22 protein-coding genes are annotated in these 23,742 nt (G+C 62.9%); 7 read left to right on the top strand and 15 right to left on the bottom strand.

Translation table 11 applies throughout. The features are described from left to right. Positions 1–181 precede the first annotated feature (181 nt). From ACQKIK_RS17295 to ACQKIK_RS17285, 3 genes are read right to left on the bottom strand one after another with little or no spacing between them, the layout of a single operon-like run. Complete coding sequence (locus ACQKIK_RS17295) at positions 182–2,305, bottom strand: site-2 protease family protein (RefSeq protein ID WP_499136855.1); 2,124 nt, start codon at positions 2,303–2,305, stop codon at positions 182–184. Next, entirely contained in the window at positions 2,305–3,624 is a 1,320-nt protein-coding gene (locus ACQKIK_RS17290) for an efflux RND transporter periplasmic adaptor subunit (RefSeq protein ID WP_499136854.1), read from the bottom strand. Before ACQKIK_RS17290 ends, ACQKIK_RS17295 begins: the two co-directional genes overlap by 1 nt. Further along, a complete protein-coding gene (locus ACQKIK_RS17285; protein WP_499136852.1) occupies positions 3,621–4,394 on the bottom strand; it encodes an efflux RND transporter periplasmic adaptor subunit in 774 nt (257 codons plus the stop codon). The genes ACQKIK_RS17290 and ACQKIK_RS17285 overlap by 4 nt, the downstream gene beginning before the upstream one ends. A gap of 356 nt (positions 4,395–4,750) precedes the next feature. Between ACQKIK_RS17285 and ACQKIK_RS17280 the strand changes: the two genes are divergently transcribed. The 4 genes from ACQKIK_RS17280 (at position 4,751) to ACQKIK_RS17265 (ending at position 9,303) form a co-directional block, all read left to right on the top strand. Continuing rightward, positions 4,751–5,611, top strand: coding sequence for a Rossmann-fold NAD(P)-binding domain-containing protein (locus tag ACQKIK_RS17280; RefSeq protein ID WP_499136851.1), 861 nt, complete (start codon positions 4,751–4,753; stop codon positions 5,609–5,611). A 436-nt stretch (positions 5,612–6,047) separates the two neighbouring features. After that, complete coding sequence (locus ACQKIK_RS17275) at positions 6,048–7,220, top strand: zinc-dependent alcohol dehydrogenase (RefSeq protein ID WP_499136850.1); 1,173 nt, start codon at positions 6,048–6,050, stop codon at positions 7,218–7,220. Positions 7,221–7,291: 71 nt separating this feature from the next. Beyond that, positions 7,292–7,816, top strand: coding sequence for a transcriptional regulator (locus ACQKIK_RS17270; protein WP_499136849.1), 525 nt, complete (start codon positions 7,292–7,294; stop codon positions 7,814–7,816). A 554-nt stretch (positions 7,817–8,370) separates the two neighbouring features. Then, positions 8,371–9,303 (top strand): AEC family transporter, encoded by a 933-nt coding sequence (locus ACQKIK_RS17265; protein WP_499136848.1) that lies wholly within the window; start codon positions 8,371–8,373, stop codon positions 9,301–9,303. A gap of 100 nt (positions 9,304–9,403) precedes the next feature. Here ACQKIK_RS17265 and ACQKIK_RS17260 read toward each other — a convergent pair whose 3' ends face one another. Both ACQKIK_RS17260 and ACQKIK_RS17255 read right to left on the bottom strand, forming a co-directional pair. Further along, a complete protein-coding gene (locus tag ACQKIK_RS17260) occupies positions 9,404–10,351 on the bottom strand; it encodes a methyltransferase (RefSeq protein WP_499136847.1) in 948 nt (315 codons plus the stop codon). A 24-nt stretch (positions 10,352–10,375) separates the two neighbouring features. Further along, positions 10,376–11,824 carry an iron-containing redox enzyme family protein gene (locus ACQKIK_RS17255; protein ID WP_499136846.1) on the bottom strand — a complete coding sequence of 483 codons (1,449 nt, stop codon included), beginning with the start codon at positions 11,822–11,824 and terminating at the stop codon, positions 10,376–10,378. Between the two features lie 190 nt (positions 11,825–12,014). Between ACQKIK_RS17255 and ACQKIK_RS17250 the strand changes: the two genes are divergently transcribed. Beyond that, positions 12,015–12,233, top strand: a complete 219-nt coding sequence (locus ACQKIK_RS17250; protein ID WP_499136845.1) for a hypothetical protein — start codon at positions 12,015–12,017, stop codon at positions 12,231–12,233. Between the two features lie 178 nt (positions 12,234–12,411). Further along, on the top strand, positions 12,412–12,747 hold the full coding sequence (locus ACQKIK_RS17245; RefSeq protein ID WP_046163465.1) for a PilZ domain-containing protein: 336 nt from the start codon (positions 12,412–12,414) through the stop codon (positions 12,745–12,747). On the opposite strand, the gene ACQKIK_RS17240 is transcribed toward ACQKIK_RS17245, so the two are convergent. Next, positions 12,744–14,060, bottom strand: a complete 1,317-nt coding sequence (locus ACQKIK_RS17240) for an MFS transporter (protein ID WP_499136844.1) — start codon at positions 14,058–14,060, stop codon at positions 12,744–12,746. The genes ACQKIK_RS17245 and ACQKIK_RS17240 overlap by 4 nt on opposite strands. A 477-nt stretch (positions 14,061–14,537) precedes the next feature. Here ACQKIK_RS17240 and ACQKIK_RS17235 point away from each other — a divergent pair, with 477 nt between their 5' ends. Further along, positions 14,538–15,233 carry a dienelactone hydrolase family protein gene (locus ACQKIK_RS17235; RefSeq protein WP_499136843.1) on the top strand — a complete coding sequence of 232 codons (696 nt, stop codon included), beginning with the start codon at positions 14,538–14,540 and terminating at the stop codon, positions 15,231–15,233. Between the two features lie 260 nt (positions 15,234–15,493). Here the strand turns inward: ACQKIK_RS17235 and ACQKIK_RS17230 are convergent, their stop codons facing one another. The 9 genes from ACQKIK_RS17230 to ACQKIK_RS17190 form a co-directional block, all read right to left on the bottom strand. Then, positions 15,494–15,616, bottom strand: a complete 123-nt coding sequence (locus ACQKIK_RS17230; RefSeq protein WP_257737104.1) for a hypothetical protein — start codon at positions 15,614–15,616, stop codon at positions 15,494–15,496. A gap of 156 nt (positions 15,617–15,772) precedes the next feature. Continuing rightward, a complete protein-coding gene (locus ACQKIK_RS17225) occupies positions 15,773–15,895 on the bottom strand; it encodes a hypothetical protein (protein ID WP_257737104.1) in 123 nt (40 codons plus the stop codon). A 155-nt stretch (positions 15,896–16,050) separates the two neighbouring features. Then, entirely contained in the window at positions 16,051–18,147 is a 2,097-nt protein-coding gene (locus tag ACQKIK_RS17220; protein WP_499136842.1) for a flagellar biosynthesis protein FlhA, read from the bottom strand. Further along, on the bottom strand, positions 18,144–19,283 hold the full coding sequence (flhB, locus tag ACQKIK_RS17215) for a flagellar biosynthesis protein FlhB (RefSeq protein ID WP_499136841.1): 1,140 nt from the start codon (positions 19,281–19,283) through the stop codon (positions 18,144–18,146). The genes ACQKIK_RS17220 and flhB overlap by 4 nt, the downstream gene beginning before the upstream one ends. Further along, positions 19,276–20,055, bottom strand: a complete 780-nt coding sequence (gene fliR, locus ACQKIK_RS17210; protein ID WP_499137031.1) for a flagellar biosynthetic protein FliR — start codon at positions 20,053–20,055, stop codon at positions 19,276–19,278. Before fliR ends, flhB begins: the two co-directional genes overlap by 8 nt. Positions 20,056–20,075: 20 nt before the next feature. Continuing rightward, on the bottom strand, positions 20,076–20,348 hold the full coding sequence (locus tag ACQKIK_RS17205; protein WP_045422699.1) for a flagellar biosynthetic protein FliQ: 273 nt from the start codon (positions 20,346–20,348) through the stop codon (positions 20,076–20,078). A gap of 1,112 nt (positions 20,349–21,460) precedes the next feature. Further along, positions 21,461–22,216, bottom strand: a complete 756-nt coding sequence (gene fliP, locus ACQKIK_RS17200; RefSeq protein ID WP_499136839.1) for a flagellar type III secretion system pore protein FliP — start codon at positions 22,214–22,216, stop codon at positions 21,461–21,463. Then, positions 22,213–22,584 carry a flagellar motor switch protein FliN gene (fliN, locus tag ACQKIK_RS17195; protein ID WP_046163473.1) on the bottom strand — a complete coding sequence of 124 codons (372 nt, stop codon included), beginning with the start codon at positions 22,582–22,584 and terminating at the stop codon, positions 22,213–22,215. The genes fliP and fliN overlap by 4 nt, the downstream gene beginning before the upstream one ends. After that, positions 22,581–23,420, bottom strand: a complete 840-nt coding sequence (locus ACQKIK_RS17190; protein WP_102837157.1) for a FliM/FliN family flagellar motor C-terminal domain-containing protein — start codon at positions 23,418–23,420, stop codon at positions 22,581–22,583. The genes fliN and ACQKIK_RS17190 overlap by 4 nt, the downstream gene beginning before the upstream one ends. Between the last annotated feature and the right edge of the window lie 322 nt (positions 23,421–23,742).

The following is a 23,742-nucleotide window of genomic DNA, read 5'->3' as shown; positions in this document are numbered from 1 at the left end:
CCGACTTGGCGCCAGTGTGCGCCACGCAGATTGTAAAAGCGCTGTTTTCGAACTCTAGGAGAGTAGCCTGGCGCCAAATAGCGGATGACCGCCCTGCCGGTTCGGGTTTGCGAAGGACACTGACCGTACTTGCAGTACTTGTCCTTCGGATGCGGTGCCGCGTAGCTGTTGGTATATGCCACTAGAAACCGCTCTCGCGTACGCCTAGCGCGGCCAGACGGCGCCAGGCTGCCCCCAGCAGGGATTCGCCTCGGCCCGCAAGCACCACGATACCGCGGACGGGCTGGTCTGGAGTACGTGCCGTTTCGCGGGGTCTCAGGCGTACCGCGTACTGACCGCTGACCGGTTCTGCGCGCCCCTCGGCGGTGAGTCGCACGGCGATCGGGCCGGTCTGATCGGAGGCCAGCGCCTGTATATCGATGGCCGGCACGCCAGTGGGGCTGACCTCTTCCAGGACCACCGGGATTGCCCTACGTGCCGGATCATCGGCAATGAAGCGGCCCTCGGCGCTGGCCTCTACGCGCCAGAGCGCGTTCTCCGGCAGGTAGCCGCGCAAGCGAACTCCAGGCTCGACGACCCGAGCCAGCGGCAGTTGTGGCGGCAGCCAGCGACCTTCGTACAGATCGGCGGGTAGATCGCGCACGGTGCCGGCGTGCGCCGCCCTCAACTGCAGCCGATCTCGCTGAGCTGCCAAGCCGCGATACTCGCTCAGCGCTTCGGCCAGCTGCTGTTCCAAAATGCCTGCGTCGGCGGCGGTTTCACTGCGTGCCGCCAGGCGGCGCAGCTGTAACTGCAGGATGCGAATCTCCTGACGGACAATACGCTGGCGGGCCTCGAGGTCCGGCGACTCCAGCTCCAGCAGCAGGTCGCCTGCTTCGACCCGTTGCCCATCGCGGACGTGCAGTTGCTTCAGATATGCCGGCACCGGCGCGTGCAGGGCGCTGGCACGGGAGGACTCCAGCACGGCAGGTATTTCGACCGTGCCACGCCAGGGCAGTACGAGTAGGCCGATTATGGCGAGCAGACCTCCGCCGGTCAGCAGCACGCGGCCGAGTCGTGCGCTGCCACGCTGTGCCCACCACTGGGTCATTTCGCGCAGCACCGGCAGCACGATGAACCAGGCCAGCTCCACCAGCATCAGCGCGATACCCAGTAGTTTGAAGAACAGGTGATACACCGCCAGCGCAATGCCGAAGAACAGCACCGCGCGCCACAGCCAGGCACTGTAGCCCCACAACAGCAGACGGCGCTGCCTGTCTGCCGACCAAGGCTCGGGCGGCGGTTTGCCGTAACCGAACAGGGCCTCGCGCAGATGCCAGCGGCACAGGGCGAAGGCACGGCTCTGGAGGTTGTCGACGCCCCACAAATCGGTCAGCAGAAAATAGCCATCGAAGCGCAGGAAGGGATTGAGATTGACCACCAGCGTGGTTATCCAAGTGGCACTGGCCAGCATGAAGGCCGCGGTGCGCCACGGCCCTTCGGGAAGTAGCGACCAGGCCAGCAACGCGATGCAGGCCAGCACCAGTTCGGCCATTACGCCCCCGGCGCCGATCAGCAGCCGCGAGCGTCGATCATTGACCCGCCAGGCATCGCTGACATCAGTATAGAACAGCGGGAACAGCACCATGAATGCCACGCCCATGCTCGGTACGCGGCAACCGGCACGCTTGGCCATATAGGCGTGGCCGAATTCGTGGCAGAGCTTGGCGAACACCAGCGCGATGCCGAATGCCAAGGCACCGCCGAGGCTGAACAGGTGCGGGAAGGTCCCGACGAAGCGCTCCCAGTCCCGCCCCGCGAGAAACAGGCCGAGCAGCAACGTGATGGGCAGACCTGCGCGCAATAGCACCGTGCCGTGGCGTTGCAACCAAGGCCAGGTTCGATTGAGGAAAGGGTCGGGGCGCCAGAGCGGAATGCGAAAAAATAGGTAGTGGTGAAGCAGGCGTTTCCACGGGCTCTGGCGCTGGGCGGCCGCTTTCTGGGTGTAACTGGCGCGCTGTGCGTGGTCGCCGACCACCAGGTCGTGCCCGCGCAGGAAGCGGATCAGTTCCTCCAGCTCAGGCGCTCCGAGCGGCGCGCCCGGTTGGGCATTGGCAGCGGCCAGCACCCGCGCGGCGTCCCCCTGCGACCAGTGCCGCAGCAAGCGCATCATGGCCTCGCCGAGCTTGAAATAGCGCCCGCGCAACGGATCGGCGAGCGTCCACTGTGGGGCGCCATCGAGCCCGGCGCTGGCCGGTGACAGCTGCAGATCCGGGCGAAGCCGGGGTAGCGTGGTCGTTCCCGGTGCGTCTGGCGCGGCGAACATCAGAAACCGATGCCCTGGCGCAGCGCAGCCACCGGCCGGCGCAGCAGATAGAGCGCCAGCGGTACGCGGTCGCCGTAGAGTTTGGCGGTGCCGCGCAGACCGATGCGCGGCGGGCGATCGGCAAAGCTCGCATCGAGGCGGTACGCCAGTTGGCCGGCGGCGTTGGGTTGTGCTTCGTAGGCCTGGCGCTGGAGCCGCGCGACGTGACGGTCGAGGGGGTCGCTGTCGAGGAACAGCGCGACTTCGCTGCTGGCCTGCAGATCGATGGCATCGCCCACTGGCAGCTCAATGCGCAGTTCGGCCTGCTGTGGGTCGGCGATGTCCATTAGGCGCTCGCCAGTCTGCACGGGTCGCCCGGTCCAGCGTTCGGCGTCGGCAAACACTGCAATGCCGTCTCGCTCGCTGCGAACGTCGGTGCGGGCCAGCAGTGCGCGGGCATAGTCACGCTCGGCGCGCTTCTGTTCGACGCGCGCGGCGAGCAGGTCCAGCCGCGAACCGGACTCTGCATCGGCAAAGGCGCGTTGCGCGCTGGCCTTGTGTTCGGCTTCGGCCACGGCCAGCGAGCGCTCGGCCACGTCGGCCTGGGCGCGGAGGCTGGTGGCGTCGAAGCGCACCAGTAGGTCGTCCTTGCGGACCGGCTGGTTGGGCTTGACGGCGAACTCGGCTATGACCCCGTCCAGCGGCGCAGCAATTACCTGGCTGCCGAGCGGTACCACTTCGGCCGGCGCCAGTACCGACTGGCGTACCGGAACCAGCAGCAGCCCCGCCAGCGCGGTGGCCACCAGCAGCACCTTGCGTCGTGGCCAGCGCAGGCGCCAGGCCTTGTGCGGTGCGAGGGCCAGCCAGGCGTGGCTGTAGCAGTCGCCGAGTTGGCCGAGCAGGGCGTGATCGGTCGCCGTCCATGGCTGCTCGCGCGCCAGCCAGAGGCCGCCGAACGCTTCGCCCTTGCGGTCCTTCAAGGGTAGCCAGAAGGCGTGAGCGGCAGACAGCGTGGCCCAGTCGGTGCGGGTCGGTTCGTCGAGCCCATCCGGCGGTACGCTGCCGGGTTCGGCATGCAGGCCCTGCGCGCGCAGCTGAGCGGTGGCCCGCTCGACGAATGCGACGAAGGGCGCGTTGGCCTCGACCACGCTGATGCCGGTCAGCGCGCGCACCTTGCCGGCGATCAGCAGCGCGGCGTGGCGGTAGCCGAACAGCGGCTGGCTGTCGTTGACCAGGTTAAAGGCCAGGATCTCGGCGGTTGCCGCCTGCCGCGCCTGCGTTTCCAACGCCAGGAATTGGGCGAGGACCTGCTCGATCAGGCCGCCAGCCGGTGCGTTCATGGCTGGTCCGCGAAGCGGGCGGTGCCGCTCATCCCGGCGAGCAGCCCTTGTGCGTCGGCGGGTAGCGTGCCGATCAGCAACAACGTCTGGCTACCTTCGTCGATGCGCGCGCCAAGGCGCTTGACCGTTGCGGCCAGCGGCTTGCCGGTTTCGTCGGGAATGAAGCTGAACGGCTGCCCCGGCTGCAGCTGGCCGAGCCAACGCGAGGGCACCAGCAAATGGATTTCCAGCGAGCGGTTGTCGACGATTTCCAGGAGCGGCGCGCCACTGGCCACGCTTTCATGCGGCTGGACGCGGCGGGCAACCACCTGGGCGGCAAACGGCGCCTTGACCACGCAGCGTTGGGTCTGAACCTGATAAACCTGCGCCTCGGCGCGCGCCTGGGCATGGCGGGCCTCGGCCAGGGCCACTTCGAAGCGACCCACCGAATTGAGTGCGGCCAGTTGCTGCTTGTTGTTCAGCTCTTCGCTGGCCGCCCGCACGGCGGCGGCTGCTGCGTCCCGCTGGGCCTGGTAGCCGCTGCAGTCGAAGCGCACCAGCACATCATCCTTGGCGAACGATTCGCCTTCGGCGAAAGGCATGGCAGTGATCCGGCCGGCCTGCTCGCTGGCCAGCACCGCCTGATGGCGAGCCCGCAGGACGCCACGCGTGTCGCGCCCGGGTTGTTCTATCGAGCCTGCGGCGCCAGGTTCCAGCAGCGGGTCGAACTCGCCTGCAGCCGCCGCAAGCGGGGTGGCTAGGCCGAGAAACAACAGGAGCAAATAGGTCATGGCGCTGATCCGTGTGACATGGTGGCAGTTTAGAGGCTTCCCGCTGAAGAAGCGACACGGCCAGAAAGTATCCTTGCCTCGATCCGCTGCAAAAAAAAGCCCATGAACCTATTCATAGCCGCTGCTAACGCGTCCCCTCAGCGGGTTTCATGTGGCCACGTCTCAGCTGATTACCGATCAGTTTGAACATAGACGTGTGGCCTTCGCGCCGACAAACATGGGTTTTTGCGTTGCGCAGAACCAACTGGCCAGCAGCCGTTCCCTTATTAAGGGATCAGCGGAAATCCTGCTGACAGCAGTACACTCAACAAAGGCGGGCCGAATCTGTGGTCCGCATCGGTTATGGAGCAACCGCCATGGCAACTCGACCCTCTGTAATGATCGCCGGCTGCGGCGATGTCGGTATTCGCCTCGGCCTGCAGCTGAGCCGCGCAGGTTGGACGGTGTACGGCCTGCGACGTCAGGCGGCGAGCCTGCCGGTACCTATCCTTCCGGTGCGTGGCGACCTTGCCTCGAGCGAGGTGCCGCGTGGCTGGCCTAATGGCAAGCTGGACTACCTGGTGTATGCCGCCTCGGCCAGCCAGCACGACGAGCCCGGTTATCGGCAGGCCTACGTTGAGGGCCTGCGCAATGCGCTTGGCTGGCTTGAGCAGCGGGGGCAACGCCCGCAACGCGTTTTCTTTGTTTCCAGCACTGGTGTCTACGCGCAGAACGGCGGCGAGTGGATTGATGAAACCTCCGCCACCGAGCCTACTGGCTACACCGGGCAGGTAATGCTCGAGGCCGAACAGCTGGCGCTTGAGTGCGGCTTTCCAGCGACGCGGGTGCGCATGGCGGGGTTGTATGACCCGGTGCGGCCATGGATGCAGAACCAGGTGCGCTCGGGTTTGCGGGTCGAACGCGATCCGCCGCAGTACAGCAACCGCATCCATCGCGATGATGCTGCGGCCCTGTTGGCCTGCCTGCTGCAGATCGATCTGAACGGTGGCGCTCTGGAAGATTGCTACCTGGGTGTCGACGATGACCCTGCGCCGTTGCACGAAGTGGTGGACTGGTTGCGCGAGCGACTCGGCGTGACCCAATGGGCCGAGCAGACCATGACCCGCCGTGCTGGCAGCAAACGGTGCAGCAACGCCCGAGCGCGGGCGCTTGGTTGGGTGCCGCAATACCCCAGCTATCGCAACGGTTACGCCTCCATCCGCCCCGGCAAAGGCTGAGCGGCAACGAGGCCCGCGTTGATCGCCGCGACTCCTGTAGGAGCCAGGGGACGCCCAGTCCTTGCTGGCGATCCGTGTTCTGCTGTTGCACCGAGGCCACGCCAGCCTCTGATCGCGAGCAAGCTCGCTCCTACGAAAAGCGCTGTGCCCGGTCCGCGATGATCGCCACAGAAATGACACGAACGCGCTGTGAATAGTTGATATAACGTTTCAATTCGGCGCAAACGATCACTGTTCGTCGGTGATTACGCTTCATTGCGCCGGAACCAGGCAACTCTGCCGGCACGCTGCTTACTAAAAATCTGATAGCACGCACGCCGTACACCCTGCCGCATGGCAGCAGTCGGGTCAGGAGCAGCTGCCGCAGCGCGGCGAAGACATCAGGAAGAACCAACCACGGCGGCGTTTTCGAACACCGAAGCAGGAGATTTTTCCAATGAGAGCCCTTCGCTGGCACGGCAAGCACGACATTCGCTGCGACAACCATGTACCCGATCCGTCGATAGAAGACCCCCGCGACGCCATCATCAAAGTGTCGTCCTGTGCCATCTGCGGCTCCGACCTGCACCTGTACGACGGCTTCATGCCCGGCATGCAGCACGGCGACATCATGGGCCATGAGTTCATGGGCGAAGTGATGGAGGTCGGCTCGGCGAACAAGAAGCTCAAGGTCGGCGACCGTGTAGTGGTGCCCTTCACCATCATTTGCGGCGAGTGCGATCAGTGCCGGCGCGGCAATTTCTCCGTTTGCGAACGCACCAACCGCAACAAGGACGTGGCCGACAAGGTCTTTGGCCACACCACCGCCGGCCTCTATGGCTACACACACCTCACCGGTGGCTATGCCGGCGGCCAGGCCGAATTCGTCCGTGTGCCCTATGCCGACGTCGGCCCCGTCGTGGTGCCGGATGGCATGACCGACGAACAGGTTCTGTTCCTCGGCGACATCCTGCCCACGGGCTGGCAGGCCGCGGCGCAATGCGATATCCAGCCCACCGATACCGTGGCCGTCTGGGGTGCAGGTCCGGTCGGCCAGTTCGCCATACGCAGCGCGATCATGATGGGTGCCGAGCAGGTCATCTGCATCGACAACGTGCCCGAGCGGCTGTCCATGGCGCGTGCCGGTGGCGCCATCACCATCAACTTCGATGAAGAAAGCGTGCTCGAACGCCTCAAGGAACTGACCCGCGGCAAGGGCCCGGAAAAGTGCATCGACTCGGTGGGCATGGAGGCCCATGCGGCGCGCTCCATCGACTCCATGTACGACCGCGCGAAGCAGGCGCTGATGATGGAAACCGACCGTCCTCACGTGCTGCGCGAGATGATCTATGTCTGCCGTCCGGCTGGCATCATCTCGATTCCCGGCGTCTATGGTGGGCTGATCGACAAGATTCCATTCGGCGCAGCGATGAACAAGGGCCTCACCTTCCGCATGGGCCAGACCCACGTCAACCGCTGGACCGATGATCTGCTCAAGCGGATTCAGGAAGGGCAGATCGACCCCAGCTTCGTGATTACCCACAGCGTCAGCCTCGAGCAGGGTCCGGAGATGTACAAGACCTTCCGCGACAAGCATGACGGCTGCATCAAGGTCGTTCTCAAACCCTGAGGGCCGGGCCTCGCGTCTCGCTAGCGGGACGTGGTCGGCTGCATCTCCAAGCCCCGAGGAGGGACTGATTCATGAGCGTTCCACATCGTGTCACCCATACCAACCACTCCGCCCGTACGCTGGCCCGTGGCCTCGGCTGGTTCAGCATCGGGCTGGGTCTGGCCGAGGTGCTGATGCCCGGCAAACTGGCGCGCTTTCTCGGCGTGCCCGGCAACGAAGGACTGATTCGCGCCTGTGGCGCGCGGGAAATTGTCACTGGCGTCGGGCTATTGCTGAGTGACGATCCCAAGCCCTGGATCTACGGCCGCATCGGCGGCGATGCGCTGGACCTTATCGGCCTGGGCTTGAGCATCGAGAAGGGCACCGAGCAGGCCAACGCTGCCATCGCAGCGGGCGCTGTGGCCGGCATCACTGCGCTGGACATCTCCTGTGCAAAGGGGCTGGCGAGCGAAGGCCAGTTGGTGACGGAATGGGATTACAGCGACCGCAGTGGCTTCCCGCAGGGTGCGGATGCCATGCGTGGCCGAGTCGAAGCGGAGTTTGCCGCAGGGCGTGCCGAGCCGAACGGGTATCCGGTGTCGACTTTGTTGCATTAGAAGGAGTGTGCTCGGCGGTAGCCGATTTTGCGAGGTTGGGTGTATGGGTTAGGCGTTTCGCTTTCACGGCGATTAGCGGGCTGAGTGAGGGCTTGGTTTCGCCCTGCTGGGCGACTCATTTTTTTTCAGTCGCCGGAGGGTCGGCCCTGAAAAGTAACCAAATACGCTGACCCCGGCTGCGCCGGGGTTCCCCCTCTCCAGTGACGTTCCAGCGCCCGCCGCGAAGGGCCGTCCACGGCTGCGCGCCCCGAACCACTAGCGGCTCTCGCCGCATCCATGCTTCTCAACCCCTGCGTGCGGCCTGCGTTCAGGCCTCATGAAAGGGGCGGCCGGGGTTGTCTGCCAGGCCGTGCGCTAACAAGCGAAGCAAAACCGTCCACCACCAAGCTCCCAACCCACTGGTCCATCGCTGTGAAAAGCGAAACGCCCAGCCAAACCCGTTTGCCAGTCGAGTGACGATCCGCCTCCAGGCATGCGATGAGCCATTTTTTTGCTAAGGTCGGCAGCCGGCCCCCTTCTACCACCCTCTGGCGGCCACCACACAATGAGAGTCCATGTCCGCCGTCGTTAACATCGTCCTCCCAGTCTTCGCTCTGATCCTGCTGGGTTTCATCTGTCGCCGTACCGGGCGCATGGGCCCGACGGGCGCCTCCGAGCTGAACCGATTCGTGGTCTGGCTGGGGTTGCCAGCGCTGCTGTTCAGTGTCGTCGCCAATTCCACCTGGGAGCAGCTTTGGCAGCCAGGCTTCATCACGGCGTTCTCGGTGGGCTGCCTCGGAGTGTTCGGCTTCACGCTTGGCTATCGACTGTTGCAAAAGCAGCCGCTGGCCGACGCCAGTCTCGATGCGCTCGGTGCGTCCTATGCCAATACCGGCTACATCGGCATTCCGCTGTGCATGTTGGTACTGGGCGACGAAGCGCTGCAGCCAGCCATGGTGGCGTCGATCATCGTCGTCTGTGTGCTGTTCGCCATTGCGCTGGCGTGCGTGGAGACCGGGTTGCACGCCGGGCAGGGCTTCAACCAGACGTTGCGAAAGGTCAGTGTCGCACTGCTGCGTAATCCGCTGGTGGTTGCGCCCCTGCTGGGCGGCTTATGGGCGGCGAGCGGGTTGGATTTGCCGGTGCCGGTGGCGACGCTGCTAAAGTTGCTGGGCGCGGCGGCGGCACCCTGCGCGCTGGTTTCGCTGGGGTTGTTCCTGGCGCAACCGCAGCCGGGTGGCACGGTGAGTGGCGTCTGGCCGCTGGTCACGCTGAAGCTGGTAGTCCAGCCGCTGATCACCTGGTATCTGGCCTTTCAGGTGTTCGAGCTGCCTCCCCTGTGGGCGTATTCGGCGCTCTTGCTCAGCGCACTACCCACCGGCACCGGGCCTTACATGCTCGCAGAGTTCTATGGACGCGAGGCGTCGCGAGTGTCGCGTGTGGTGTTGCTGTCGACGCTCGGCTCGCTGATCACATTGTCGGTCTGCCTGGTGCTGCTGCCCATATAAAGGTCCTGGTGCCCGTGGATAAGCCTGCGGCGTTATCCACCCTACGTCTGGGCCGGTCGTAGGGTGGAAAACCGCGAAGCGTTTTTGCACGCGGTAACGTTCAGCCCGCTGAGCGGGTGACTTCCAGCACCACCGCCGCAATTCGGTCGCATTCGGTATAGGCGCCGTCGAGCAGCTCTTCACCGAAGACATCGGGATCGACTTCTCGATATCGCCATTCCAGCCCGTGACCTTCGAGACGCTGCTCGATTTCGCGGCGGAACGGGTCCTGATTGCCCTTCATCGCTACGCCGGTATAGAGCAGCAAGGTGCCGCACGGGGCGAGACGCGCCAGTGCGCTGTCGAAAATCGCCAGGGAAAGCCCGGCCCCCAAGGGTCCACCGCCGTGGCGATAGGCACGCTCGTCCGGATCGACCAGATAGGGCGGGTTGGCCAGGATCAGGTCGAACTGACCGTCTATGTCATTAAGCAGATCGCTGTGGTGGGCCTTCAGGTTGTCGGCTTCGGCCAGGGCCGCGTTGATGCGGGTCATGCGCAGCGCGGCCGGGTTGATGTCCACCGCCAGCACCTCTGCCTGTGGCCGTGCCAGTGCCGTCAGGATGGCCCCTGCACCGGAGCCACATCCGATGTCCACGGCACGCCCGATCTGACCTTTGTGGTTGTTCAGGTGGGCCAGGATTGCATTGGCGAACCGGTAGGTGTCCGGGCCGAAAAACACGGCGTCTGCCGCGTCGGTGGGGTAGGCCGAGTGTACGAACAATTGGCCGTCGAGGCTCGACATCCGCACCCGGCTACGCCAGCGTGAGTCGCTGGGGGCAAGCACGCCGGCTTGATCCATCAGGCTGAAAATTGCCGGCGGCAGCAGCTCATGCTGGAACGGCCGGCTCCAGCCGAAGACACCTTCCAGATCTTTAGCCAGCTGGTTTTCCACCCGCGCGTTGACCCGCTCGTGCGTCAGCGGCGTGGGGGTGATGAAGTGATAGCCGCGCTCGCGCAGCGCCTGGGCCAGGTGCAGCAGCGCGCGGTCCTGTGCAGTTTCCGTGGTCATGTCAGATTCCCTGGCGAATGCGCCTCAATTGAACAATCCGGTGAAGATGCGGGTGGCCAGCAGCCCGGCCGCGCTGTGATGGCGCGTCGGTGCCAATAGCGGCAGCAGGTGGCGCATGCGTGCGTCACGTGTGGGCAGCTGTGTCAGTTGCTGTTCGAGCAGCAAGGCTTCCTGATCGAAGTCGCTGACGTGCTGGCCCTGCTGCACCAGCGCCGGCTTTGCCGGCCGCTCGGTAGATGTCCGTCGACGGCTGCTGAACGGCACCTGGCGTTGTGCAAGCGACGGGTGCGGCTTGCCACGGGTGGGTGTCTGCTCGGCCAGCCAGTCGCCAGCGATCCAGTCGTGAATCAATTGCTGCTCGTGGGCGCTGAAAACGCCGAACATCGGGGCCTGTTCGCCGGTAATCAGCTGCCAGAATCGGCTGTGCTGTGGGTCTTCGTGACGCTTGATCCAGCTGCGGCGCTGCAGCGTCTCGATGAATTGCGGGATCTGTTCCGGCTCGGCCAGCCATTGGTTCACGGTACGCCCATCGAAGCGGCAGTAGTCCGAATGCACGAACTGGCCGACGCCGGCCTTTTTCTCCAGCACGCGCATCACTTCCTGCTCGGGTTCAAAACCGCAAATCACCGAAAGCGTGCTCGCACCCAGGTCATTCAGGCGATAGCCGTTCATGACTCGTCGATAGAATTCTTCGCTGTCGCCCACCTGCGGCCAGGCCGCAAGCAAGCCTTGAATGGCCTTCTTCGCATGGCCGTTGTCGGCGTTGTCGACCGTCACGTGCAAGGTGAAGTAATAGGGGTCGATGCCCAGCTCGGTGAGCTCGTAGGAGCTGATCAAGAGGTGCAGCGGGAGTTGTTCGTAGCCGAGGTTGAAACCGATCACCTCAGGCAGGAACTGCTCGGCGTGCTCGGCCAATGCGAGCTGGATGGCGCCTTGGACGAAGTTGTCGTCATCCAGCGTCTGCCAGTCGTCACAGCCTTGGCTGGCGAGCAGCTTGCGGTAAAGCACCACGTGGTTCTTTTCCGGCTGACCTTCGCCCAGCTCCTCGAGATAGGTCTGGATCAGCGAAGTGAAGCGCGCATCGTCCCAGCGCTGCAGCAGGCCATAGAGCCAGGCGCCATCGACCAGTTTGGTCGGCGCTACACCGCGCAGAAAATGCAGCGCATGAGCCTTGCTGGTGAAGTAGCGGCGTGGCCCGCCGGCGCGGCGTTCGTCAAGGTAGGCCTGATACTGCCCGCCGACCTTTGCCGTGTGTGCGTCCAGCCAATCCCCGAGCCCGGCTGGGTCGTGCGGCAGGTCGCAGGGCAGCGCTGAGGCTTCGTCCAGCTGTGCATTGAGGTAGTCAGCGGCGCGATTGCGCACGGCTGCGTCATCGGGGGCGTCGAGCAGGGCGAAGTAAAGCGCCCTGGAAGGCGCTGCCACTTCACAGGTCACAGGCGTGGTATCGACGGGCAGGCTTCGAGTCAGTTGCATAGATTCACACGGTGGCAGTGGGGAAACCCCCAGATGATTTTTTGGCCGTCGCTATGCCGGATTAGTTCAGCGCGCCTGCCGAATGGCCGGCCATCTCGGCAGATTTGCATGCAACTTCTGCGATCGCGCGTCTTCCTAACCTATAGAGATGCCGAGCGGTGTCCGAATGAGCAACCAGACGGAGGTCCCCATGAATCAATCCGAACGCGGCAAGGAAAACCTGGAAACGATCAACGATCGCAACGATGAGCGCATCGACCAGGCGGGCAGGACCACCAATGGCGAAGCCGCTGGCGGTGATCGTGACGACGTCCCAGGCGGCGCCTACAACGTCCCGCCGGGCATGGCCGATGAGGTCAGCGATGAAGATGCGTTGAAGCGCAACAAGCAGGATCGACCCGAGCGCTAGCCAGGGTTGCGGAGCGGAGCATTGGCCCCGCTCCGCTAGCTGTAAAAATAATTGGCTGATCCCTTAATTTCCGTTGTGTTTCGGTCGCTTGCAGCCTTTAAGCACGCCGCCACCGTTATGCCTGGGAGGACGATCCCAGCCGTTTCGCAGCGGAATAAAGGACTGCCAGAGCCTCGCCATGCGCCAACACAGCCGACTCACCTTCCGCCATCTCAGCCGTATCCAGGTCACCAATCGTCTCAGCGGCGACCCTATGGGTTACGTGGCTGACCTGTCGAAAGGCGGGTTGCGCTTGGTCGCCAAGCAGCCATTGGGCGTGAACGGCTGCTATGAGATGTGCCTGCACGTGCCGACCGTGGGTGATCGAACCCGGGAAGTGCAGATCGTGGTGCTCTGCCAGTGGGTGCGCAAAGATTCCCGCCGCGACAGTTTCGAAATGGGCTTCTCCCTGGATCGCCCGAGTGAGGAATACACCCGGTTGATTGGCGAATTGATGCCCAAGCGGCGCGATTAGCGATTCACCACCTTGGCCGGCAGCGCGATCACCAGCAGCGAGCCGAGCACCAGACACGCCGCGAAGAACCACAACGCCGCACCGCTTTCCCCAGTGAGGTCGAGCGTGACGCCAATCAGCGTATTGCTGACCAGCCCGGCGATGTTCGCCAAGGAGCAGGCCAGGGCGAAGCCGGTTGCAGCCGCGGTGCCGGTGAGAAAGGTCGCCGGCAGGCTGAAAAACACCGGAACCGCCCCGATGATTGCTGCCTGGGCGATGGAGAACAGCAGCACCGTCATGATCACGTTGTCGGTGAACGCGGTGCTGGTTGCCATGGCGACAGCGCCAATCCAGAACGGCAGGATGATGTGCCAGCGGCGCTCGCGGAAGCGGTCGGAGCTGGCGCCCAGCACAAGCATGCCGAGCACCGCGGCGATGCTGGGCACGGCGGTTAGCAGGCCGATCTCCGACACATCACTGACGCCGGCGTTGCGGATGAAGGTCGGCATCCAGAAGCCCAGCGCATAGGCGCTCAGCAAGATTGCGAAATCGATGCCGCCGAGCATCCACACCTTGAGGTTGAAGAAGCCCTGGCGAAAAGTCTCGCCACTGGCCGGGCTCTGCGCCTCATCAAGGGTCAGGTCGCGCAGCACCTGGCCCTGTTCGTTGATATCCAGCCAGTCAGCGCGTTTCGGGCTGTCGGGCAGTACGCGCAGCGCCATCAGGCCGAGCAGCACGCTGGGAATGCCTTCGAGCAGGAACAGCCATTGCCAGCCACGCAGGCCCTGCACCTGATCGAATGCACCGAGAATCCAGCCGGACAAAGGCGCGCCGATCACGCTCGACAGCGGCAGGCCGATCATGAATAGCGCGATGATCCGTCCTCGGCGATAGGTCGGGAACCACAATGTCAGGTAATAGAGCACGCCCGGTAGAAAGCCCGCTTCGGCGACGCCCAGCAGCAGGCGCACCACGTAGAACTGCGCCGGCGTGGTGACCAGCATGGTGCAGGCCGACAACACGCCCCAGGTGATCATGATCCGCGCAATCCAGACCCGCGCGCCAACACGCTTGAGGATCAGGTTGCTGGGCACTTCGAAGAGGATATAGCCGACGAAGAACAGGCCCGCACCCAGGCCGAAGGCCGCTTCGCTGAGATGCAGTTGCTCGGCCATCTGCAACTTGGCGAAGCCGACATTGATGCGGTCCAGGTAGGCGGCCAGGTAGCAGAAGCACAGAAACGGAATAAGCCGCCAGGCGATCTTTCGGTAAAGACGCGGGTTGTTCGGCTCGCCGCTAAGGGCATGAGCGTCTGGCGCGGGCGCCTGAAGCATCGGTCGTCTCCGTGTTGGTGAGGGCAGAGCAAGCCCGCCATGGTAATGGAGCCGGGCGGGCGCGTCAGAACCTGTGACCCGAGACGTGCGAAGGATTGTTCCTCGTCGCGTCTGTGTCATGACGGGCGGACTTGACGGAGCTGCACAGCAGCAACTGCATAACTGCCCAGACAGTGTCGATACCCCTCTCTGTCCCACCCTCGACATCTTGCCCACTCGCCGGTGCGAGCCGACCCTGTTTCAGCTGCGTCTGCTGTTCCAAAAAAAGACCGGTGATGCCACTACCAATCCGAGCATGGCCAAGCGTGCGGCCGGACCGGGCCGGCGCCGGAGGCTGGCTGCTGCTTCAGGCCCGACCCGCTTATGACGAGTGAGCCGGCGCGAACTCGCCCCGTCTGCACCTGTCGCACCTGTTCGACCGGTGCTCTTAGGTGCGCCTGAAATTGTCCGGCAACTCGCAACCCAACGGAGACAGGCATGACTTCACAGTGGATCGACATTCCCGCGCAAGACGGCAAGACCTTCAAGGGCTACCTGGCACTGCCGCCCGCCGGCCATGGCCCCGGCATCGTGTTGATTCAGGAAATCTTCGGTGTGAACGAACACATCCAGTCGGTCGCCGACCAGTACGCGTCGGATGGCTACGTCGTAGTGGCCCCGGATCTGTTCTGGCGCAGCGAGCCGGGCGTCCAGCTCGGTTATGGCGAGGGGGACTGGGAGCAGGCCTTCTCGCTGATGCAGGCGCTGGATTTCGATCTGGCGATCGACGACCTACGGCGCAGCGTCGAGCTGCTGCGCGGGCGCGATGACTGCAACGGCCGCGTGGCGTCGGTGGGCTATTGCATGGGCGGCGTGCTGTCGTTTCTGAGCGCGGCCAATGCGGGCGTCGATGCAGCAGTCTGCTACTACCCCGGCAGCATCGAGAAACGGCTGGACCAGGCCGAGCGGATTACCTGCCCGACGCTGTTCCACTTCGCCGAAGAAGACGACCACATCGACTCCGACGCGGTGGCCGCCGTGCAGGAAAAGATGGTCCAGGTCGGTCAGGCGCAGATCGAGACCTACCCGGGCGTCGACCACGGTTTCAACTGCTGGGCACGGCCCATGTACAACCAGAACGCTGCGGCGCTGGCCCATGGGCGGAGCTTGGTGTTCCTGGCCGAGAACCTGTAAGCAATCCAAGCGGGCCGTGTTTGCCCAGTAGGCGCTATATCAGCAAGCGCTGCTTGCGAGAGGTAGCCACGACGGATCCTTGATCGCGACCAAGGTCGCTCCTACATAAGCAGCCCGCACGGACAGTGAGCGGGATCGCCTCCCCGCACGCGTAGGAGCCAGCTTGCTGGCGATCCTTGGTCGTTCGGGCAGGGCGCTGACAGGCAGCACGAAACTGGGCGCCCTTGGCCGTCTCACGGCGGGCCAAGGACTGCGACTGGCTAACCCAGCGTGCCGAGAATGTTCACGCCGACCCGATCCGGAATTTCGTTCTGCGACAGCACGTGCAGGCCCGGGCTGAACACCCGTGCGTAGCGCGACAGCAGCGGACGCAGCTGCGGCATCACGAGAAACCCGCACGGACAGTGAGCGGGAGCGCCGTTCCGCACTTGTAGGAGCCAGCTTGCTGGCGATCCTTGGTCGTTCGGGCAGGGCGCTGACAGGCAGCACGAAACTGGGCGCCCTTGGCCGTCTCACGGCGGGCCAAGGGCTGCGGCTGGTTAACCCAGCGTCCCAAGAATATTCACGCCTACCCGATCCGGAATCTCGTTCTGCGACAGCACGTGCAGACCCGGGCTGAACACCCGTGCGTAGCGCGACAGCAACGGACGCAACTGCGGCATCACGAGAAACCCGCACGGACAGTGAGCGGGAGCGCCTTTCCGCACGCGTAGGAGCCAGCTTGCTGGCGATCCTTGGTCGTTCGGGCAGGGCGCTGACAGGCGGCACGAAACCGGGCGCCCTTGGCCGTCTCACGGCGGGCCAAAGGCTACGGCTGTTAACCCAGCGTGCCGAGAATATTCACGCCGACCCGATCCGGGATCTCGTTCTGCGACAGCACGTGCAGGCCCGGGCTGAACACCCGAGCGTAGCGCGAGAGCAACGGGCGCAGCTGCGGCATCACGGTGAGGATCGGCGGATGGCCATCCTTGCGCAGCTTTTCCTTCACCACCGGCATGCTGTTCTGCAGCTGGTTGAGCAGGCTCGGCTCCACCGGAATGTTGTCCAGGCTCACCTGGCCCGCTTGCTGGGCAATCGCCAGCGCATTGAGCAGCGTGTTTTCCAGCGCATTTTCCAGCACGAACACCGCCAGTTCGCGACGATCACCCGCGATCATCGAGACGATGCTGCGGCGCAGGGCGTAGCGCACGTCGGCGGCCAGCAGCACCGGGTCCTTGGTGGTTTCGCTGCATTCGAGCAGGGTGCTGGCGATGGTTTCGATGTCGCGCAGCGGCACCTCTTCCAGCAGCAATTGGCGATAGACGCGCATTTGCTGGGTGTAGCTCAGCGCGTTCTTCAGGCTCTCGGCAAGCTTCGGTGCCTGCAGGGTCAGGCGCTGCATCAGGTGCTCGACGTCGTCGTGCTTGAACAGGTCCGGCAAGTGTTCACGGACCACCTTGTTCAGGTGCGTAGCGACCACGCTGGCGCAGTCGATGACCTGATAACCAAGGTTCAACGCGCGGGATTTGTCCGACGGCTGAATCCACACCACCTGCATGCGATACGCCGGGTCGGTGCCGAGGATGCCGTCGATCTCGCCGTACAGCTCGGGGGACGGAATCGCCATCAGGCGGTCGGCATGCAGTTCGGCGCCGTCGATCTTTTCGCCATTGATGTAGATGTCGTATTGGGAAGCCTTCAACCGCAAGCTGTCGCGGATCTGCACTTCGGGCAGCAGGAAGCCCAGATGCTCCGAGAGGGTCTGGCGCACGCCACGCACCCGCGCTGGCAAGGGCGCGCCGGAGGCTTCGTTGACCAGCCCGACCAGTTTGTAGCCCAGTGAGATGGACAAGCGCTCGACCAGCGGAATGTCTTCCCAGGCCAGCGATTGGGCCTTTTCCTTGTCCATCGCCTGACCGATGGCCTGGATCTCCTTGAGATCGGCCCCAGCGACAGGCGGCTCGTGCAGCGACACCCGCCAGGCGATAAAGCCGATCAGCGCGGCAAAGCCGATGAACGCCAGGTGCGGCATGCCCGGCACCAGACCGAGCACGAACAGGATGCCGGCCACCGTGTACAGGGACGCCGGGTTGGCCAGCAGCTGGCGCTGAACCTGGCTGGTGATGTCGCTGGATTCGTTAATGCGGGTGACGATGATCGCCGCCGCCGTGGACAATAGCAGCGCCGGGATCTGCGCGACCAGGCCATCACCGATGGTCAGCAGGGCGTACTGCTTGAAGGCTTCGCCCGCCGCCAATTCATGAACGAAAACACCGATGGCGAAGCCGCCGAACAGGTTGATCAGCAGGATCAGGATGCCGGCGATGGCGTCACCGCGGACGAACTTCGAGGCGCCGTCCATCGCGCCGTAGAAGTCGGCTTCCTTGGCCACTTCCTGGCGGCGCGCCTTGGCTTCTTCGTTGCTAAGCAGGCCCGCGTTGAGGTCGGCGTCGATGGCCATCTGCTTGCCCGGCAGGGCGTCCAGGGTGAAGCGCGCAGTCACTTCCGAGATCCGCTCGCCGCCCTTGGTGATGACGATGAAGTTGATGATCATCAGGATGATGAACACCACTAGGCCGACGATGAAGTTGCCGCCGATGACCACTTCACCGAAGGCTTCGATGACCTTTCCCGCAGCGCCCGTGCCGGTATGACCTTCGAGCAGCACCACCCGCGTCGAGGCGACGTTGAGCGTCAGGCGCATCAGCGTGGTGATCAGGATCACCGTCGGGAACAGCGAGAAATCCAGCGGGCTCTTCGACGATACGCTGACCAGCAACACCAGAATCGACATGGCGATGTTGAAGGTGAACAGCACGTCCAGCAGCTGCGGCGGCAGCGGCAGGATGATCATCGCCAGGATCGACAGGATGATCAGCGGGATCCCAATCCGTCCGCTGCTGAAGGTCGGCGTCAGTTTCTGAATCAAATTCATGATCGGGCTCGGTTGAACAGTTCTTCGGGAATATGGATGTCACTCGCCAGCTTGGGCTTGGCCCGGCGACCCTGCTTCCAGGCCTTGAGCTGGAGGATGTAGGTCAGCACATGGGCCACCGCAGTGTAGAGCGGCGCCGGGATCTGCTGGTTGACCTGGGTACTGAAGTAGATCGCCCGTGCCAGCGGTGGCAGCTCGACCACTTCCAGGTTGTTAGCCTGGGCCAGCTTGCGGATGTACAACGCCGTTTCATCGACACCACGGGCGATGACGAAAGGTGTTTCGGCCTTCTTCGGGTCGTACTTGAGCGCCACGGCGTAATGCGTTGGGTTGACGATCACCACGTCGGCGTCCTTGATCACTCGGCTGATCTGCCGTTGGGCCAGCTGGCGCTGCAGCTGCTTGATCCGCGCCTTTACCTCGGGCCGGCCTTCCTGGTTCTTGTGCTCTTCCTTGCGCTCCTGCTTGGTCATACGCATCTTTTTCAGAAAGAAGAAGCGCTGCAGCGGGATGTCGATGAACGAGAACAGCACGAATACCAGCAGCAGCGAAATCGCCAGATCGAAGGTCAGCGAGAACGCGCTGCTGATGGCATTGGTGATGTCGCTGCGCTGCAAGGCGATCAGCTTGGGCGCGGCGTAATACAGCTGGCCGACGGCGATGCCCAGCAGGGTGGTGATCTTCAGCAGCGACTTGAGCAGCTCGGTCCAGTTCTGCGCGCCCACCATCCGGCCCAGGCCGGTAATCGGGTTGAGCTTGCTGAACTTGGGCGCGAAGTTCTTCGAGGCGAACACCCAGCCGCCCGGCACCAGGGCAAAGGCGATGACCAAGATCGGCGTGACCAGCAATGGCAGCAACACGCTGATGAATACCAGCAGGTTGTGGGTGAGGATCAGCTGCAGATCATCGACGGTGATTTCACTCTTGTGAAAGTCGATGTACGAGTAACTGAACGCCTGCTGCAGGCCGTCGAAAAAAAAGCCCAAGCTGAATTTGAGCACCAGCAGCGTGGCCAGCAGCGAGACGGTGGTGGCGACGTCCTTGGAGCGGGTGACCTGGCCATCGTCGCGACTCTTCTTGAGTTTCTGCTCGGAGGCCTCTTCGGTTTTTTCCTGGCTGCTGTTCTGCTCAGACATCGCGGCCGCTCCGCAAGATCTCGCCGATGTTGCCCAGCAGCTCGCGGGTCAGGTGCAGGTAGGCTTCCGACAGGTTTGGCAGGGTCAGGAAAATCAGGATCAGTCCGGCGATGATCGCCATGGGAAAGCCCAGAGAGAACAGGTTCATCGCTGGCGAGATTCGGTTGAGCAGGCCAAAGCAGAACTGCACCAGCGTCATGCAGAAGACGATGGGTAGCGCGATCAGCAGGGCGGCGGAAATGACCCAGCTCAGCGACATCGCGATGGTCTGCAGGCCGTCGAAATGGATGCCGCTGCCGATCGGCCAGAAGATGAAGCTCTGATAGATGATGGTGACGATCACCAGGTGGCCGTCAGTGGCGAAGAACAGCAGCGCCAGCAGGATGAAATACAGCTGATAAACGATCGAGGCCGACGACACACCGTTCATGGGGTCGTTGAACACCGCCATGGACAGCCCCAGCTGGGTCGAGACGATGTCGCCGATCAGGGTGAATACCGTGAACACCAGCATCAGCGCCACGCCCAGCAGCAGGCCCATGGCGATCTGCTCCAGCGCGGTGAGAATGCCCTTCATGGACAGCGGGTCGATGGGCGCTGTGGGCGGCAGGGCGGCGGTGAGCACCACCGTCAGCGCGATCGCCAGCAGCACCCGCGCGCGGATGCTCAGCGACTTGTGGCTGAACATCGGCGCCAGGCTGAACACCGCCATGATCCGGCAGAACGGCCACCAGTAACCCAGCAGCGACTGCAGGTACTGACCGGCCTGCATGATGGGTTCGTTGCCCACGGCTAACCGACCAGCCGCCCGGCTTGGGTGAAGGTTTCGATGAACAGGTCGCTGAAGGTGCGCAGGATCCAGTGCCCGGCGAACACCAGCATGCCGAGGGTGATCAGCAGGCGTGGCAGGAAGCTGAGCATCTGTTCGTTGATCTGCGTGGCCGCCTGGAAAATGCTCACCAGCAGGCCGCCGAGCAGGCTCGGCACCACCAGCACGCAGACCACCAGTACGATGACGTGGATGGCGTTGGAGATGATATTGACGGCGGTGTCTGGGGTTAGCATGGGAGCACCTGGGAGGTGAGGGTGGTTGTGCCGGTTAGCGCGGCAGTAAGCCCATGTAGGAGCGAGCTTGCTCGCGATCCGGTGTTGGCCGCCCGTATGCTGCTAGATCGCGCCGCGCTTTCCCTGGCCGGTGCTACGGGTTGAGCCGTCTGCAGTGGTCCCGACGCTTTTTGTAGGAGCGGGGAGCGACACCGAGTCTTTCCTAGTGAAGCTTTTTGGCTTTGGGTTCGTTGAGTGGTCCCTGTTGGCCGGGTTGGCTGAGGCATTGGTTTCGCCCTGCTGGGCGACTCACTTTTTTCAAACGCGAAAAAAGTAAGCAAAAACGCTTGCCCCTGCATCCGGCCCCGGCTGCGCCAGGGTTCCCTCGCTCCGGTGACGTTCCAGGGGCTCGCGGCGACGGGCCATCCATGGCCCAACGCCGCTCTCGCGGCATCCATGCCGCTCAACCCCTTCCACGCCACCTGCGCTCGGCCTTCTGAAAGGGGCGATTCGGTGGTGTCTGATGGGCCGTGCAATGACGCGTTTGCAGAGTCCTTATGTAGGGTGGGTAACGCGAAGCTTACCCACCGGTTTTCGCGGGCAAGGTTCGATATCCATCGCGGCGACGATTGCGGTGGAAAATGCTCCGCAGTTTTCCACCCTACGAGATTTTCGTTTCTGCTCGGGACGTAAACACAGCGTTGTTGGGTCGAGACGCTTTTCTGGTTTTTCCGCGAACGAACCATCAGACGATGCCGAACGCCCCTTTCAGGAGGCCGAATGGAATCCGCGCGGAGGGGAGCGAGCGGCATGGATGCCGCGAGAGGCGTAAAGGGCCAGGGATGGCCCTTGTACGCCGGCCCCCGGAGCGCGGATGGAATGAGGGAAGTCGAGCGCAGCGAGACCCGAATGTAGGGGCAAGCGTTTTTGGTTACTTTTTCGGCGTTTGGAAAAAGTGACTCGCCGTGCAGGGCGAAACCTGTACTGCCAGCCGAGGAAAGCGCAGCGTTGTAAAAAGAGGTACGTGCCGCCAGCTTCTGATCGCGAGCAGGAACCACGAAGCTTCCATCTCCGCTTCCAAAGCGACCAATGAGTGGCCTCAAGCGTGCGAAACCAGCATTCATCCCCATCACCTAAAACGGCTGAATACTGGTGGTCAGCGTACCCATCAACAACGCCCACCCATCCACCAACACAAACACCATCAACTTGAACGGCAACGAGATCATCATCGGTGAGAGCATCATCATGCCCATCGCCATCAGCACGCTGGCGACCACCAGGTCGATCACCAGAAACGGCACGAAGATCATGAAGCCGAGCTGAAAGGCCGTCTTCAGCTCGCTGAGCACGAACGCTGGCAACAGCAGGGAGAAGTCCAGGTCATCGAGATTCTCCGGCACTTCCTCGCCGGCCAGCGAGACCATGGTTTCCAGCGAGGTTTTGTTGGTCTGCGCCAGCATGAACGCCGAGAGGCTGGTTTTGGACACGTCCAGCGCCTGCTCCAGGCTGATCTCGTCGTTCTGGAAGGGCTCGAAGGCGGCGCTGTGGATTTCCTGCCAGACCGGGCGCATCACCAGCAGGGTGACGATCAGCGCGATACCGATTAGCACCTGGTTCGGTGGGCTCTGCTGCAGGCCGATGGCTTGGCGCAGGATGGCCAGTACGATGATGAAGCGAGTGAAGCAGGTCATCATCATCAGCATCGCCGGCAGGAAGCCCAGCAGCGTCATGATGATCAGGATCTGCAGCTTGATGCTGAATTCCTGGCCGTTCTCCGTATCGTTCAGGTTGAACAGAGTGATTTCGCCGCCGGCCGCCTGGGCTGCCAGCGGGAACAGGCTGATCAGCAACAGGCACAGCAGCGACAGCCCGCGACGCAGGTTCATTGCGTCAGCGCATCCAGACCGACGCCAGACAGTTCGACGATGCGCAAGCCGTAGCTGCCATTCATCACCACCACCTCGGCCTTGGCGAACAGGGTGCCGTTGACCTTCACGTCCAGCGGCTCGCCGGCCACCTTGTCGAGGACGATGACGCTGCTGGTGTCGCACTCCATCAGCTCTTTCAGTGATATTTCAGCCGACGCCACTTCCAGCGTGACGTTGACCGGAATCTTGCCGAAGAAGCTCAGGTCCTGACGCGGCGCCTGGGGCTGTGGGGCTGGTGCAGCGGCCGGCTCATCGGTGCCGTCGAGGCTCAGGTCGCCCTCGTTGATGAGGTTCTCGAATTCGTTGTCGGACAGTTGACCGGTCATTGGGATTTCACGCTTTCAAGTGAAGTGAGGAACAAGGCGCCGTCTTCTTCGAAGACAGTCCCCCGGAAGAGCTTCTGCTGGTTGATGCGCACCTCGTAACGATCCAGGGGGCGCACCATGAGAATGTCGTTGAGCTGCAGGGCAAGCACTTGCGACAGTGGCATCTGTACCGAGGCGACCACGCAATCCAGCCGTACCGGCAGGTGTTTGATGTGATCAACCGGGTTGCCTGTCAGCCGAGCAGGTAACGGGCCGGCCAGGCGACTGGTCAGTTCATCGACCAGATCGGTGTCCAGATGAATGAAGATCGATGAACGGCTATTGGTCAAATGGCTGATGTATTCGAACTCAGCAACATATTCCCAAGTTGTTTCTTCGTAATCGTTTTCGTAGCGCTCAAGTTCGCCAAACGTATCGCCGGATAATATTGAACGCGCAAAGATATAAGTCAGATCAAGTCCCAGTCGATCACGCATCCGTTGTTCGGAGGTGCTGATCGGCGGTGCTTCCTGACTGGGCACTATGGTGCCGCCGTAATAGCACTCGAGTGCCTCGGTAAGCAGTGCCCGATCAATTGAGAAACCAACTTTTCCCATCGGCGATCGATAAATGCACTCCGGCGCTTTGTTTGCCGGCTCTTGCACATCCACCTTGCTCAGCTCAAGGCTGATTCGGTAATTGCGCAAGAAGTAGTCGCCCATCAAGCGTGGATTCTTGTTGGTGGTTTCCTTGATGAACTGAGGAATCTTGTGGTGATGCCGGCCAAGCTTCTGCGGTTTCAAAACAGTCAGGCTTTGGGCGGGCACGCCATGGTGGACTTTTGAATTGCCAGACATGTTGTGAACGGTATTTCCTGGTTCTTGCACGGCGGGCTAGGGCCTGTCGCGCGGGAATAAGCAGAAGAGTGTTTGGCCAGGGCGGGTGTGCGATGCCTGAGGACAAGGGCACGGCTCTAGCGTGCCGCCAGTCTAGGCTTGGGCGCGAGGAGGGATTAAATCAATAGATATCAATTGATCTTTTTTGAGATCAGCTATGAGCAATTGATTTAATTTTAGCGGAACTGATTGGGCGGTTCCGGGCGGGCTTGTTAGCGTGCGCGCAATTGTTTCGGAGTGGTCGGCTGCAGTTATCTGTCTCGTTCGGCGAGTTGGACAGGCA

The sequence above is a fragment of the Pseudomonas sp. NPDC047961 genome (genome assembly GCF_050272435.1).
Taxonomy (GTDB): Bacteria; Pseudomonadota; Gammaproteobacteria; order Pseudomonadales; family Pseudomonadaceae; genus Stutzerimonas.
Note: the sequence above shows the minus strand (reverse complement) of the source record. Positions and strands in the feature narration are given on the sequence as shown.